Genomic DNA, 12,938 nt, shown 5'->3' on the forward strand with positions numbered 1-12,938 from the left:
GATTTTGCGACTGCTGCGCAGCCGAGCGGGAGCAAGCTCCCTCGCCACGGGTTTTGGGTTGTCTGGGCTCGCGATGGGGCCCTGACTGCCGACCACTTAAAGCGGCGGCAACCGCCAATCAATAGGCGCCTCGCCATGTTGCTCGAGGAACTTGTTGGCCCGACTGAAATGCCCGCACCCCAGAAAACCCCGATAAGCCGACAACGGTGACGGGTGAACCGAGGTCAGCACCAAGTGCTTGGTAGCGTCGATCAGTTTCTGCTTGCTCTGGGCATGGGCGCCCCATAACAGGAAGACCAGGTTCTGTTGGTGTTCGCTGACCACTTCGATGACCCGGTCGGTGAAATGCTGCCAGCCCTTGCCTGCGTGGGCGTTGGCGTTGGCACGCTCCACGGTCATGGTAGTGTTGAGCAGCAACACGCCCTGGTCGGCCCAGCTTTGCAGATAGCCGTGGTTGGGCATGTCGATGTTCAGATCGCGCTTCAACTCCTTGTAGATATTGACCAGCGACGGCGGCGCCGGCACACCCGGTTGCACCGAGAAACACAAGCCATGGGCCTGGCCCGGGCCGTGATACGGATCCTGGCCGAGGATCACCACCTTGACCTTGTCCAGCGGTGTGGAATTGAGGGCATTGAAAATCAGCGGTGCCGGTGGATAAATTTCCTTGCCGGCGGCGTACTCCCGACGTAGGAATTCGCGCAACTCCGCCATGTAGGGCTGGTCGAACTCGGCACGCAGTGCCTGCTTCCAGCTCGGTTCGAGTTTGATACGGTCGTCGGCAGTCATGGTTGCATCCGGTAAAAACAATGGGCGCACCCTAGGAAAGCCTACATGGCTTGTCAATTGATCTGACGCAGAACCAGCACTTTCCCACGCAGCGGTCATACTGATTATTCAAATTTCTGATCGAGGTCACGATGAATCTGCACTTCGAAGAGCTCACCGGCATCGACGGTGCCCGTATCGGCATCGCCACCCTGGACGCCGAAAAATCCTTGAATGCCTTGTCCCTGCCGATGATCAACGCCTTGCGTGATCGTCTCGATGCCTGGGCCCGGGAGCCACAGGTCGTGTGTGTGCTGTTGCGCGGCAATGGCGCCAAGGCCTTCTGCGCCGGCGGTGAAGTGCGCAGCTTGGTGGAAGCCTGCCGCGCCCATCCCGGTGAAGTACCGCCACTGGCTGCACAATTCTTCGCCGCGGAATACCGCTTGGACTTCAACCTGCATACCTACCCCAAACCCCTGCTGTGCTGGGGCCACGGTTATGTACTGGGCGGCGGCATGGGCCTGCTGCAAGGCGCCAGTACCCGCATCGTCACGCCAAGCAGTCGCCTGGCCATGCCGGAAATCAGCATCGGCCTGTACCCGGATGTCGGCGCCAGTTGGTTCTTGTCGCGCCTGCCCGGCAAGCTCGGGCTGTTTCTCGGCCTGACCGGCGCCCACATGAATGCCCGGGACGCCATCGACCTGGACCTGGCCGACCGCTTTTTGCTGGATGAACAACAGGACGACCTGATCGAAGGCCTACTGCAACTCAACTGGCAGGAACAGACCGAGGTGCAGCTCAACAGCCTGCTCAAGGCCCTGCAACAGGAAGCGGTCGGCCAAATGCCCGAAGCCCAATGGCTACCACGTCGGCAGAAAATCGATGAATGGCTGGATGTCAGCGATGTGCGCTGCGCCTGGAAAGCGCTCAGTTTGTTGGTGGACCACCCGGACCCGTTGATCGCCCGCGCGGCCAAGACCATGAGCGAAGGCTCCCCGCTGACCGCTCATCTGGTCTGGGAACAGATCGCCCGTGCCCGGCATTTGTCCTTGGCCGGCGTGTTCCGGATGGAATACACCTTGAGCCTCAACTGCTGTCGCCATCCGGAATTCAGCGAAGGCGTGCGCGCGCGGCTGATCGACAAGGACCACAAGCCCCGTTGGCACTGGCCGGACATCAACCATGTGCCCGAGGCGGCGGTCGAGGCGCACTTTCACAAGGCGTGGGAAGGTCGGCATCCGTTGGCGGATTTGTCTAACGAGTAACGAGTCAGCAACTCCCACAAGAGCTATCCCATCGGGTTTATTGCAGGCACAAAAAAGCGGCGCTTTATGCGCCGCTTTCTGTTGCCCTGGGATCAGCGGTGACTGCCCCGTCCATCGTGATCGCCGCGTCCCCGATGATCACGTCCGCCTCGACCGCGTCGGTCGTCATTCCAGCCGCCCCGGTCATGGCCGTCCCAGCCACCCCGATTCGGATAAGACCGGTACGCCGCTCGCGGTGGCGAGTAGTAGCGTGGGCCTTGCTGGTAGTAACGCGGTGCCGAGTAATGGCGCGGCGCCGGTTGGTAGTAACGCGGTGCCGAGTAATAGCGCGGCGCCGGTTGGTAATACCGCGGGGCGTAATAGCCACGCGGAGCCGAATAATAACTCCCGCCACCGTAATAGACCGGTGCCGGTGAGGTATAGACCTCGGAACGGTAGTAGCTCGAGTCTCCGTCGTAGTAAGGCACGCAGGCCGAAAGAGTCAAACCGAGAAACGCAATGAGGAGCAGTCGTCGATACATGGCGGCCTCCTGGACCGCGAATGAGCCGCATCAGCGACGCTGATGGGCGGCAGCCAACTTTGTGTGACTGACGCATATTCAGACAGCAAAATCGGAATCTGGTGCGACCTGGCAACAACTAGAAACATGTCGCTCGTCGCCCTCTTCCGGTGCGCGACGGCACCACAAGCAAGCACAAATCCGCCCCCAAGCATTCTCTCCCCAACACCTGCCCTCTCTAACCCGGGCCTTTGCCCGAATTGGCACGGCTCTCGCTTTAACAAACCCCGTGCAGGAGTCATCACAGGTTCGCGGCACCACAATTTGCAATGGCTGACTAGGGTTCCGGCTCGCCTCTGGCGAGTGACTGGTCCGAGAGTTGGCGACCTCCAGTTGAGGTTACACGGCGGGACAAAAGCCCGGGAGACAAGCCACCGTTCGCGGTGCCGCGTTGCTCCTGTCCGCCCTTGATCAACTGGAGAACCACCATGTTCAAGCTTCGTCTGTCCGCCCTGCTCCTCGCCGTCCTCTCGGCCCTCGTGAGCTTCTCATCCGCCGCTGCTCAAAAAGACCACTTCAGCGTCTGCTGGACCATTTATGCCGGTTGGATGCCCTGGGAATACGCCGGTAGCCAAGGCATCGTCGACAAATGGGCGAAAAAATACGGCATCAAGATCGATGTCGTGCAGCTCAACGATTACGTCGAATCCATCAACCAGTACACCGCCGGTCAGTTCGACGGCTGCACCATGACCAACATGGACGCCCTGACCATTCCCGCCGCCGGTGGCGTGGACAGCACCGCGCTGATCGTCAGCGACTTCTCCAACGGCAACGACGGCATCGTCCTCAAGGGCGAAGGCAAGAAAGTCACCGATCTCAAGGGCATGGACGTCAACCTGGTGGAACTGTCGGTGTCCCATTACCTGCTGGCCCGCGCCCTGGATTCGGTTGGTCTCGCCGAGAAAGACCTGAAAGTCGTCAATACCTCCGACGCCGACATCTCTGCCGCCTTCAACACCGACCAGGTCAAGGCCGTCACCACCTGGAACCCGATGCTCTCGGACATCAAGGCCCAGCCCGGCGTGAGCGAAGTGTTCAATTCCAGCCAGGTCCCTGGCGAAATCATGGACATGATGGTGGTCAACACCCAGACCCTGCAGGACAACCCGGCCCTGGGCAAAGCGTTGACCGGCGCCTGGTTTGAAGTGGTGGCGCTGATGAACGCGAAAAACGCCGCGAGCAAGACCGCGTTGGAGCACATGGCCAAGGCCTCGGGCACCGACCTGGCCGGCTTCCAGGCGCAACTGGACACCACCAAGCTGTTCGCCACACCCAAAGAAGCCCTGGGTTTCGCCACCAGCGAACAACTGCCCGCCACCATGGGCAAAGTCGCCAACTTCTCGTTCCAGCACGGCTTGCTGGGCGAAGGTGCCAAGGACGCCAACGCAGTCGGCATGTCGTTCGCCAATGGCGTGACCCGCGGCGACAAGGCCAACCTCAAGCTGCGCTTTGACCCGACCTACGTACAGCTGGCCGCCGACGCCAAGCTGTAAACCGGAGGACCTGGCATGCGCCTGATCAACCGCTACCCGGATCGTCCCAGCCGCTTGTTGCTGGTGATCCTGCCCTTCGCGCTGGTGTTGCTCGCCTACTTCATGGGCTCGGCCGAACGGTTGACGGACAACCCCAACGACAAGCTGCTGCCCAGCGCCGTGCAGATGGCCGAGGCGGTCAAACGCCTAGCGTTCAGCGCCGACGCCCGCAGCGGCGAATACCTGCTCTGGCAGGACACCGCGTCGAGCCTGCGTCGGTTGACCATCGGCCTGGGCATCAGTGCCCTGGCAGGGCTGTGCCTGGGCATTGCCGCCGGCACGTTGCCGCTGTTGGGCGCGCCGTTATCGCCGCTGCTCACCGTGGTGTCGATGGTGCCGCCGCTGGCCATCCTGCCAATCCTGTTCATCGTCTTTGGCCTGGGGGAATTGTCGAAAGTCATGCTGATCGTGATTGGCATCACACCGTGCCTGGCTCGCGATCTGGAACAGCGCGCCCGGGAAATTCCGCCCGAACTGCTGATCAAGGCCCAGACCTTGGGCGCTTCGACCTGGACCCTGATGCTGCGGGTGGTGCTGCCGCAATTGCTGCCGCGCCTGTTGATTTCCCTGCGGCTGATGCTCGGTTCAGCCTGGCTGTTTCTGATCGCGGCCGAAGCCATCGCCTCCACCGATGGGCTGGGCTATCGGATTTTCCTGGTGCGTCGTTACCTGGCGATGGACGTGATCTTGCCGTACGTGGTGTGGATCACCCTGCTCGCCTGGCTGATGGACTGGGGCCTCAAGCGCCTGACCCGGCAAGCGTTCCCCTGGTATGAGGGGGCGAAGGCATGAGCTTCATTACGGTGAACAACGTCTGGCAACAATATGCCGATCAGGTGGTACTGGAGCGTTTGAACCTGAGGGTCGCCGAAGGTGAGTTCTGCACCCTGGTGGGTGCCTCGGGTTGCGGCAAGTCGACCTTCCTGCGGTTGCTGCTGGGCCAGGAACGCGCCAGCCGCGGACAGATTTTCCTGGATGGCGAACCCTTGGCCGGCGAGCCGGATGCCAGCCGGGGCGTGGTGTTCCAGCGTTATTCGGTGTTCCCGCACCTGGGCGTGCTGGACAACGTGACCCTGGGCCTGGAGTTGCCGCGCTCAGCGCTTTTGGGGCGGCTGTTCGGCAGCGCCAAGCGCCAGGCCCGCGAAGAAGCCGCGCAACTACTGGACAAAGTCGGCCTCGGCCATGCGCTGGATAAATACCCGGCGCAACTGTCCGGGGGCATGCAGCAGCGACTGGCGATCGCCCAGGCACTGATCATGAAGCCGCGTGTCCTGCTGCTGGACGAGCCCTTCGGCGCCCTCGACCCGGGTATTCGCAAAGACATGCATGCCTTGTTGCTGGAGCTGTGGCGCGAAACCCGGCTGACGGTGTTCATGGTCACCCACGACCTGTCCGAAGGTTTCAGCCTCGGCACACGCCTGTTGGTGTTCGACAAGGTCCGCGTCGATCCCCACGCCCCCGGCGCCTATGGCGCACGCATCACCTACGACATCCCATTGAACAGCGACCGCCGCACCGCCCGTGCCGCCGTCGACGCCCTGCCCGCCGAACTGGCCGGCACGTTGCGTATTGCTTGAACGGAGTTTTTCATGACCGACTCGACCCACTTGTTTACGCCCTTCGCCGAAGAATTGCTGCCCGGTGGCGGCCACCGCTCCTTCGTGCTCAAGCGCGGCCAACTGCTGCGCCTGACCGACCTGCGCGGCGGCGCCAACGTGAGCCTGACGCTGCTCAATGCCAACGAGAAAACCGAACGCCTGAACCTGCCCGATAGCCTCAAATGCCAACACACCGCCAAACTCACCGCCGGCCATTGCCTGTACTCGGACATGGGCCGAGTGCTCGCCGCCATCACCGCCGACACCTGCGGCTGGAGCGACAGCCTGGGCGGTGTGCTCTGCGCCGAGGAAGTCGCGCAAAAATACGGTCAGGGCCGCTACCAGGAACTGCGTAACGGCTTCTTTCGCAACGGCACCGACAACCTGTTGGTGGAACTGGGCAAATGGGGACTGGGCCTGTCCGACCTGCTGATGACCCTCAACCTGTTCAGCCGGGTCGATGTCGATGAGGCCGGAAACTTTCACTTCGTCGAGGGCAATTCCCTCACCGGCGACTACATCGAGTTGTACGCGCCGATGGACACCCTGGTGGTGCTGACCGCGCTGCAACACCCGATGGACCCGAACCCGCAATACGCCCCGCAACCGCTCAAGCTCAGCTGGATGAATGCCGATGCCAGCGTCGCCGAGCACTGCCGCCTTTCGCGTCCGGAAAACCAGCGCGGCTTTATCAACACCGACCGCCTGTTCGCCTGAGGATCGCTGCCATGTCAATCGCCATCGCCACCGCACACAAGCAACCCGATACCGCCGTCTACCGTGCCACGATTCCCGCCGGGGAACCCTGGCTGGTGGAGGTCAAGAAGGGCCAGACCCTGCGCATCCTCGACCTGGAAGGCAACCAAGCGGTCGACACGCTGTTCTACAGCCTGGCCAATCCCAAGGAACGCTACGACGTGCAGCGCACCCTGCGCCGGCAAAACAGCGTTTATTTGAGCACCGGCAGCGTGCTCTATTCGAACCTCGGCCACCCGATGCTGACCATCGTCGAAGACACCTGCGGGCGCCACGACACCCTCGGCGGCGCCTGCGCACAGGAAAGCAACACCGTGCGCTACGCCCTGGAGAAACGCTACATGCACAGCTGCCGTGATAACTACCTGCGGGCCTGTGCCCACGACGGTCGCCTGGGCAAGGGCGATATCGGGCCGAACATCAACTTCTTCATGAACGTGCCAGTCACCGCCGCTGGCGGGCTGACCTTCGAAGACGGGATCTCGGCGCCAGGCAAATACGTCGACCTGCGGGCCGAGATGGACGTGATCGTGTTGATCTCCAACTGCCCGCAACTGAACAACCCGTGCAACGCCTACAACCCCACGCCTGCGGAGCTTTTGATATGGAACTGAAACTCACCCGCCTGCGCCGCTGGCTGTTCGCGTTGTGCCGGAGCCGGTCGGGGCAGTGCATCAAATAACGCCCTGATCCCTTGTGGGAGCGAGCAAGCTCGCACAAGGGGCGCAGTGATGTTTGGAAATTTCGCCACCTGGGACGACCCCGGCGGCCATCGAAAACTGCGGGACGGCCCGCATCCCAATTCAGGCAGACCTGCATGCCTGAGGGGTAATGCCATGTTCGAAAAAATCCTGATTGCCAACCGTGGCGCCATCGCCTGCCGCATCCTGCGGACCTTGCGTGAGCTGAAGGTCGAGGGCGTTGCGGTGTATTCCCAGGCCGACGCCGCCAGCTTGCATATCCTCCAGGCCGATGAAGCCCACTGCCTGGGCGAAGGCGCGGCGGCCGGTACTTACCTGGCGGTGGACAAGCTTTTGGCGATCGCCAAAAGCTGCGGCGCGACGGCGATTCATCCCGGCTACGGCTTTCTCTCGGAAAACGCCGCCTTCGCCGAAGCTTGCGAAGCGGCCGGTATTGCCTTCATCGGTCCGACGCCAGAGCAACTGCGTGTGTTCGGCCTCAAGCACACCGCCCGCGACCTGGCGCGCCGGCACGGCGTGCCACTGCTCGAAGGCACCGAACTGCTCGACAGCCTCGACGCCGCACTGTTGGCCGCAACCCGGATCGGTTATCCAGTGATGCTCAAAAGCACCGCCGGCGGCGGCGGCATCGGCATGCGCGTGTGTCGCAGCGCCGCTGAGCTGAGCGAATCCTTCGAAGCGGTCAAGCGCCTGTGCCAGAACAACTTCAGCGATGCCGGAGTGTTCATCGAGAAGTACATCGAACGCGCACGGCATCTGGAGGTACAGGTGTTCGGCGACGGCCAGGGCCAGGTGATCGCCCTGGGCGTGCGCGACTGCTCGGTGCAACGGCGCAACCAGAAAGTCCTCGAGGAAACCCCGGCGCCGAACCTGCCCGAGGGCATGGCCGACGAACTCTGCGCAGCGGCGATCCAACTGGCCCAAGCCGTGAACTACCGCAGCGCCGGCACTGTGGAATTCGTGTTCGACAGCGACGCCGGGCGCTTCTATTTCCTGGAAGTGAACACCCGCCTGCAAGTGGAGCACGGCGTCACCGAGCAGGTGTGGGGCGTGGACCTGGTGCGCTGGATGGTGCAATTGGCGGCCGGTGATTTACCGCCACTGAACGAGCTGGGCCAAGGTTTGAAAGCCGAGGGCCACGCGATCCAGGCGCGCTTGTATGCCGAGGACCCAGGCCGGGATTTCCAGCCAAGCCCGGGGCTGCTGACCGCCGTGAAATTTCCCCAGGCCGACGGCAAAGCACTGCGCATCGACACGTGGGTCGAGGCCGGTTGCCAGATCCCGCCCTACTTCGACCCGATGATCGCCAAGGTCATTCGCTGGGCGCCGACCCGCGAGCAAGCGCGCCTGGGCCTTTATCAAGCACTGGATGAAAGCCTGCTGTACGGCGTCGAGACCAACCGCCAATACCTGCAACAAATTCTCCTCGACACACCGTTTGCCAGCGGCCAGCCCTGGACCCGTTGCCTGGAGACGTTGGTCTATCGTGCCCACACCGTTGAAGTGCTCAGTCCAGGCACCCAGACCAGCGTCCAGGACTATCCCGGCCGCCTCGGTTATTGGGCGGTGGGGGTGCCGCCGTCGGGGCCGATGGACAGCCGTTCGTTGCGCCTGGGCAATCGCCTGCTGGGCAATGAAGAAGGTGCGGCGGCATTGGAAATCACCATGAACGGGCCGCTGCTGCGTTTTAACTGCGCCGCCCGAGTGGCGGTGACCGGTGCGGTGATTGCCCTCACGCTCGACGGTGAAGCGGTGCCGATGAATACACCGTTGTCGATTGCTGCCGGCGCCACCCTCGCGATCGGCAACATCTCTGGCGCCGGGGCACGCAGTTACCTGTGCCTGCAAGGCGGCGTGCAAGTGCCGGATTACCTGGGCAGTAAAAGCACCTTCACCCTCGGCCAGTTTGGCGGCCACGGCGGACGAGCGTTGTGTACCGGCGACGTGTTGCACCTGACACCGCTGGATGAGCACACGACACTGCCGCCAACGAGCGCACCGGACCTGGAACTGCCGAGCGTGCGCCAGATCCGCGTGATCTACGGCCCCCACGGCGCGCCCGAATATTTCACCGAGCGCTACATCCAGACCTTCTTCGACACGGCCTGGGAAGTGCATTTCAACTCCAGCCGCACCGGCGTGCGCCTGATCGGGCCGAAACCCGAATGGGTCCGCGCCGACGGCGGCGAGGCCGGGCTGCACCCTTCCAATATCCATGACAACCCCTACGCCATCGGTGCCGTGGATTTCACCGGCGACATGCCCGTCATCCTCGGCCCCGACGGCCCGAGCCTGGGCGGTTTCGTCTGCCCGGTGACGGTGATCGAAGCGGACCTCTGGCAGTTGGGGCAACTCAAGGCAGGGGACAAGGTGCGGTTTGTGCCGGTGGACATATCGACCGCCCGCTCACTGGCGACACACATCCCTTGTGGCGAGGGAGCTTGCTCCCGCTCGAGTGCGCAGCACTCGCCAGACAATGATCCTACCGATAAAGAGTTGGGGCCGCTTCGCGACCCAGCGCGAGCAAGCTCGCTCGCCACAGGTTTTGGGTGCACACAGAAATGGGGGTCGCCTGTGGTATTGGATATCGGCCAGGACGATACCCGCCTGGTGGCAAGGCTATCCGGCGACACCCACCTGCTGCTGGAAATCGGCGCCCCCGAACTGGACCTGGTGCTGCGCTTTCGCGCCCACGCCTTGATGCAAGCGTTGGAACACAAACACCTGCCCGGCGTGATCGACCTGACGCCGGGCATTCGCTCGCTGCAAGTGCACTATCAACCCGAGCAAATACCCCTGGCCGATCTACTGTCCATCGTCGCCGGGGAATGGGACGCCGTGTGCGCCGCGCAGGACCTGCAAGTGCCGTCGCGCATCGTTCACCTGCCGCTGTCCTGGGATGATCCGGCCTGCCAGCTGGCCATCGAAAAATACATGACCACGGTGCGCAAGGACGCGCCCTGGTGCCCAAGCAACCTGGAGTTCATCCGACGCATCAACGACCTGCCCAACCTCGATGAGGTGCAACGCACGGTGTTCGATGCCAGCTACCTGGTCATGGGCCTGGGGGACGTCTACCTTGGCGCACCGGTCGCCACACCGCTCGACCCACGCCATCGCCTGGTGACCACCAAATACAACCCGGCCCGCACCTGGACCGCGGAAAACTCGGTAGGCATCGGCGGCGCCTATATGTGCGTGTACGGCATGGAAGGCCCGGGCGGCTATCAGTTCGTCGGGCGCACGTTGCAGATGTGGAACCGTTATCGGGACGTCGCCGCCTTCGACGGCAAGCCGTGGCTGCTGCGGTTTTTCGACCAGATCCGCTTCTACCCGGTCAGTGCCGATGAACTGTTGCGCATCCGCCGGGACTTCCCCCTGGGCCGCTTCGACCTGACGATCGAGCATAGCCAGCTCAATCTCGCTGACTACCAGCGTTTCCTGGCGCAGGAGGCTGACAGCATCGCTGCGTTCCGTCACCAGCAACAAGGCGCCTTCGACGCCGAGCGCGAGCGTTGGATCGCCAGTGGCCAGGCGCACTTCGACAGCGAAGAACCGGCCATCGCCCCGAGCGAAGATTCGCCGCTGACTGACGGTCAACTGAGTGTCGACAGCCACATCGCCGGTAACCTCTGGCAGGTCCAGGTGGAGGTTGGCGCTCGGGTCGCCGCTGGCGATGTGCTGGTCATCCTGGAGTCGATGAAGATGGAAATCCCGGTGCTGGCACCCGTGGCCGGCGTGGTACGCGAGGTGCGCGTCCAGCCTGGTTCGGCGGTGCGCGCCGGACAGCGCGTCGTGGTGCTGGAACGTGACTGAACTCAATCAAAGGATTAACCCCATGAACCTTTCGCTTCGCTTGGACGACCTGCGCAATGCCTACCGCAGCGGCGAACTGACGCCTCGGACATTGCTGTTGGAGCTGCGGGAAAAAGCCGCGGCGCTGAACCCGGACTATCACCTGTTCATCCACCTGCTGACGGCCGAGGAACTGGAACCCTACCTGGCCGCGCTGGAAGGCCGCGACCTCGAGAGCCTGCCGCTGTACGGCGTACCTTTTGCCATCAAGGACAACATCGACCTGGCCGGCATTCCCACCACTGCCGCCTGCCCTTCGTTTGCCTACGTACCGCCACGTTCGGCCACCATCGTCGAACAGTTGCTGGCACTGGGCGCGATCCCCCTGGGCAAGACCAACCTCGACCAATTCGCCACCGGGCTCAATGGCACTCGCTCGCCCTACGGCGCCTGCCGCAACAGCGTGCTGCCCGACTACCCGGCGGGTGGCTCGAGCGCCGGCTCGTCGCTGGCCGTGGCCCTGGGCGTGGCGAGCTTTGCCTTGGGCACCGATACCGCCGGCTCCGGTCGGGTGCCCGCCGCGCTGAACAACCTGGTGGGATTGAAAGCCACCCTGGGGCTGATCTCCACAGCGGGCGTGGTCCCGGCCTGTCGCACGCTGGACTGCGTCACGACCTTCACGGCGACGGCCAAGGAAGCCAGCCAGCTGTTGGCGCTGACGGCCCGTCCAGACCCTCGTGACGACTACAGCCGCCACAACCCGCAGTGGAACGATGGCACCGCGTTCGGCGCCCCCCGGCGCTTTCGCTTCGGTGTGCCGCGCCAGCAAGACCTGGCGTTTTTCGGCTGCCAGGAAGGTCCGCAACTGTTTCAGGAAGCCGTCGAACGGCTCGAACGCCTGGGCGGCGAAGCCGTGGAACTGGACCTGTCGCCGTTCCTGGAAGCCGCACGGCTGCTTTATGAAGGCCCGTGGGTGGCCGAACGCTACAGCGTTGCCGGCCCATTGATGGAGCGCGAGCCCGACGCCGTACTGCCCGTCATCCGTGCCGTATTGGCGAAAGCGCCTACGGTGGATGGCGTACAAACCTTCCGTGCCCGCTACCGTTTGCAAACGCTCAAAGCCCAATGCGACCGGGCCATGGAGGCGCTTGATTGCGTACTCACACCGACCATCGGCCGACCGGTGACCCTCGCCGAACTGGCCGCCGAACCGGTGCTGCGCAACTCGGAGCTGGGGTACTACACCAATTTCATGAACCTGCTGGACTACGCCGCCGTCGCCGTGCCCAGCGCATTCATGGCCAACGGCTTGCCTTGGGGCGTGACGCTGTTCGGTCGAGCGTTCACCGATCAATACCTCTTGAGCATGGCCGATGCCTTGCAGCGTCAACAGGACAAGACCTTGCCTGTTCCCGCCCACCCGGCGCGCCACGACCGGGCACGGCTGGTCGTGTGCGGCGCACACCTGGACGGGTTGGCGTTGAACTGGCAGCTCAAGCAACGCGGCGCGCGGCTGATCGAGGCCACCCAGAGCTCACCGGACTACCGTCTCCATGCCTTGGCCGGCGGCCCACCCCTGCGCCCCGGCATGCTTCGGGTCAGCGAGGGCGGCGTGGCGATCGAGGTGGAAGTCTGGGAACTGCCGAGCAGTGAACTGGGCTCGTTCCTGACGGGCATCCCCGCACCGTTGGGGCTGGGCAAGGTGCAACTGGCCGATGGGCGCTGGGAAAGCGGATTCATTTGCGAGGCCTATGGTTTGGAGGGCGCGCAGGACATCAGCCATCTGGGGGGATGGCGGGCTTATCTGCGTAGCCTGGAATAAAGCTGAACCTGTGGCGAGGGAGCTTGCTCCCGCTCGGCTGCGAAGCAGACGCTTTCGGGGCCGCTTCTCGGCCCAGCGGGAGCAAGCTCCCTCGCCACGGTCCCACAAACCTGCAAATTCGACTGCCTTTTCCCACAA

10 protein-coding genes and 1 riboswitch are annotated in these 12,938 nt (G+C 63.3%); of the genes, 8 read left to right on the plus strand and 2 right to left on the minus strand.

Features of this window, described 5'->3' with window-relative positions; translation table 11 throughout:
• Window positions 1-96 precede the first annotated feature (96 nt).
• Complete coding sequence (gene ung / locus BLT00_RS26290) at window positions 97-789, minus strand: uracil-DNA glycosylase (protein ID WP_092148630.1); 693 nt, start codon at window positions 787-789, stop codon at window positions 97-99.
• Between the two features lie 131 nt (window positions 790-920).
• Here ung and BLT00_RS26295 point away from each other — a divergent pair, with 131 nt between their 5' ends.
• Window positions 921-2,033 (plus strand): enoyl-CoA hydratase/isomerase family protein, encoded by a 1,113-nt coding sequence (locus BLT00_RS26295; RefSeq protein ID WP_092148633.1) that lies wholly within the window; start codon window positions 921-923, stop codon window positions 2,031-2,033.
• Window positions 2,034-2,125: 92 nt separating this feature from the next.
• On the opposite strand, the gene BLT00_RS26300 is transcribed toward BLT00_RS26295, so the two are convergent.
• Window positions 2,126-2,554, minus strand: a complete 429-nt coding sequence (locus BLT00_RS26300) for a hypothetical protein (RefSeq protein WP_092148636.1) — start codon at window positions 2,552-2,554, stop codon at window positions 2,126-2,128.
• A gap of 305 nt (window positions 2,555-2,859) precedes the next feature.
• Window positions 2,860-2,961, plus strand: a riboswitch (guanidine-I (ykkC/yxkD leader).
• Between the two features lie 60 nt (window positions 2,962-3,021).
• Between BLT00_RS26300 and BLT00_RS26305 the strand changes: the two genes are divergently transcribed.
• The 7 genes from BLT00_RS26305 to atzF all read left to right on the plus strand — a co-directional run bounded on the left by BLT00_RS26305 (window position 3,022) and on the right by atzF (window position 12,800).
• Window positions 3,022-4,089 (plus strand): putative urea ABC transporter substrate-binding protein, encoded by a 1,068-nt coding sequence (locus BLT00_RS26305; RefSeq protein ID WP_092148639.1) that lies wholly within the window; start codon window positions 3,022-3,024, stop codon window positions 4,087-4,089.
• A 15-nt stretch (window positions 4,090-4,104) separates the two neighbouring features.
• Window positions 4,105-4,920, plus strand: a complete 816-nt coding sequence (locus BLT00_RS26310; protein WP_092148642.1) for an ABC transporter permease — start codon at window positions 4,105-4,107, stop codon at window positions 4,918-4,920.
• Window positions 4,917-5,705 (plus strand): ABC transporter ATP-binding protein, encoded by a 789-nt coding sequence (locus BLT00_RS26315; RefSeq protein ID WP_092148645.1) that lies wholly within the window; start codon window positions 4,917-4,919, stop codon window positions 5,703-5,705. The genes BLT00_RS26310 and BLT00_RS26315 overlap by 4 nt, the downstream gene beginning before the upstream one ends.
• Before the next feature lie 12 nt (window positions 5,706-5,717).
• Entirely contained in the window at window positions 5,718-6,443 is a 726-nt protein-coding gene (locus tag BLT00_RS26320) for an urea amidolyase associated protein UAAP1 (RefSeq protein ID WP_063322547.1), read from the plus strand.
• Between the two features lie 11 nt (window positions 6,444-6,454).
• Entirely contained in the window at window positions 6,455-7,096 is a 642-nt protein-coding gene (locus BLT00_RS26325) for an urea amidolyase associated protein UAAP2 (protein ID WP_092148648.1), read from the plus strand.
• Window positions 7,097-7,318: 222 nt separating this feature from the next.
• Window positions 7,319-10,999, plus strand: coding sequence for an urea carboxylase (gene uca, locus BLT00_RS26330; RefSeq protein WP_092148651.1), 3,681 nt, complete (start codon window positions 7,319-7,321; stop codon window positions 10,997-10,999).
• A gap of 22 nt (window positions 11,000-11,021) precedes the next feature.
• Window positions 11,022-12,800 (plus strand): allophanate hydrolase, encoded by a 1,779-nt coding sequence (gene atzF, locus BLT00_RS26335; RefSeq protein ID WP_092148654.1) that lies wholly within the window; start codon window positions 11,022-11,024, stop codon window positions 12,798-12,800.
• Window positions 12,801-12,938 lie beyond the last annotated feature (138 nt).

Origin of the sequence: Pseudomonas sp. NFACC51, assembly GCF_900103575.1 — a bacterium.
In the GTDB taxonomy this organism is placed as follows: domain Bacteria; phylum Pseudomonadota; class Gammaproteobacteria; order Pseudomonadales; family Pseudomonadaceae; genus Aquipseudomonas; species Aquipseudomonas fluorescens_Q.

Coding starts and splice junctions, on each gene's coding strand:
- ung (WP_092148630.1), bottom strand. CDS start 789: ATGACTGCCGACGACCGTATCAAACTCGAACCGAGCTGGAAGCAGGCA.
- BLT00_RS26295 (WP_092148633.1), top strand. CDS start 921: ATGAATCTGCACTTCGAAGAGCTCACCGGCATCGACGGTGCCCGTATC.
- BLT00_RS26300 (WP_092148636.1), bottom strand. CDS start 2,554: ATGTATCGACGACTGCTCCTCATTGCGTTTCTCGGTTTGACTCTTTCG.
- BLT00_RS26305 (WP_092148639.1), top strand. CDS start 3,022: ATGTTCAAGCTTCGTCTGTCCGCCCTGCTCCTCGCCGTCCTCTCGGCC.
- BLT00_RS26310 (WP_092148642.1), top strand. CDS start 4,105: ATGCGCCTGATCAACCGCTACCCGGATCGTCCCAGCCGCTTGTTGCTG.
- BLT00_RS26315 (WP_092148645.1), top strand. CDS start 4,917: ATGAGCTTCATTACGGTGAACAACGTCTGGCAACAATATGCCGATCAG.
- BLT00_RS26320 (WP_063322547.1), top strand. CDS start 5,718: ATGACCGACTCGACCCACTTGTTTACGCCCTTCGCCGAAGAATTGCTG.
- BLT00_RS26325 (WP_092148648.1), top strand. CDS start 6,455: ATGTCAATCGCCATCGCCACCGCACACAAGCAACCCGATACCGCCGTC.
- uca (WP_092148651.1), top strand. CDS start 7,319: ATGTTCGAAAAAATCCTGATTGCCAACCGTGGCGCCATCGCCTGCCGC.
- atzF (WP_092148654.1), top strand. CDS start 11,022: ATGAACCTTTCGCTTCGCTTGGACGACCTGCGCAATGCCTACCGCAGC.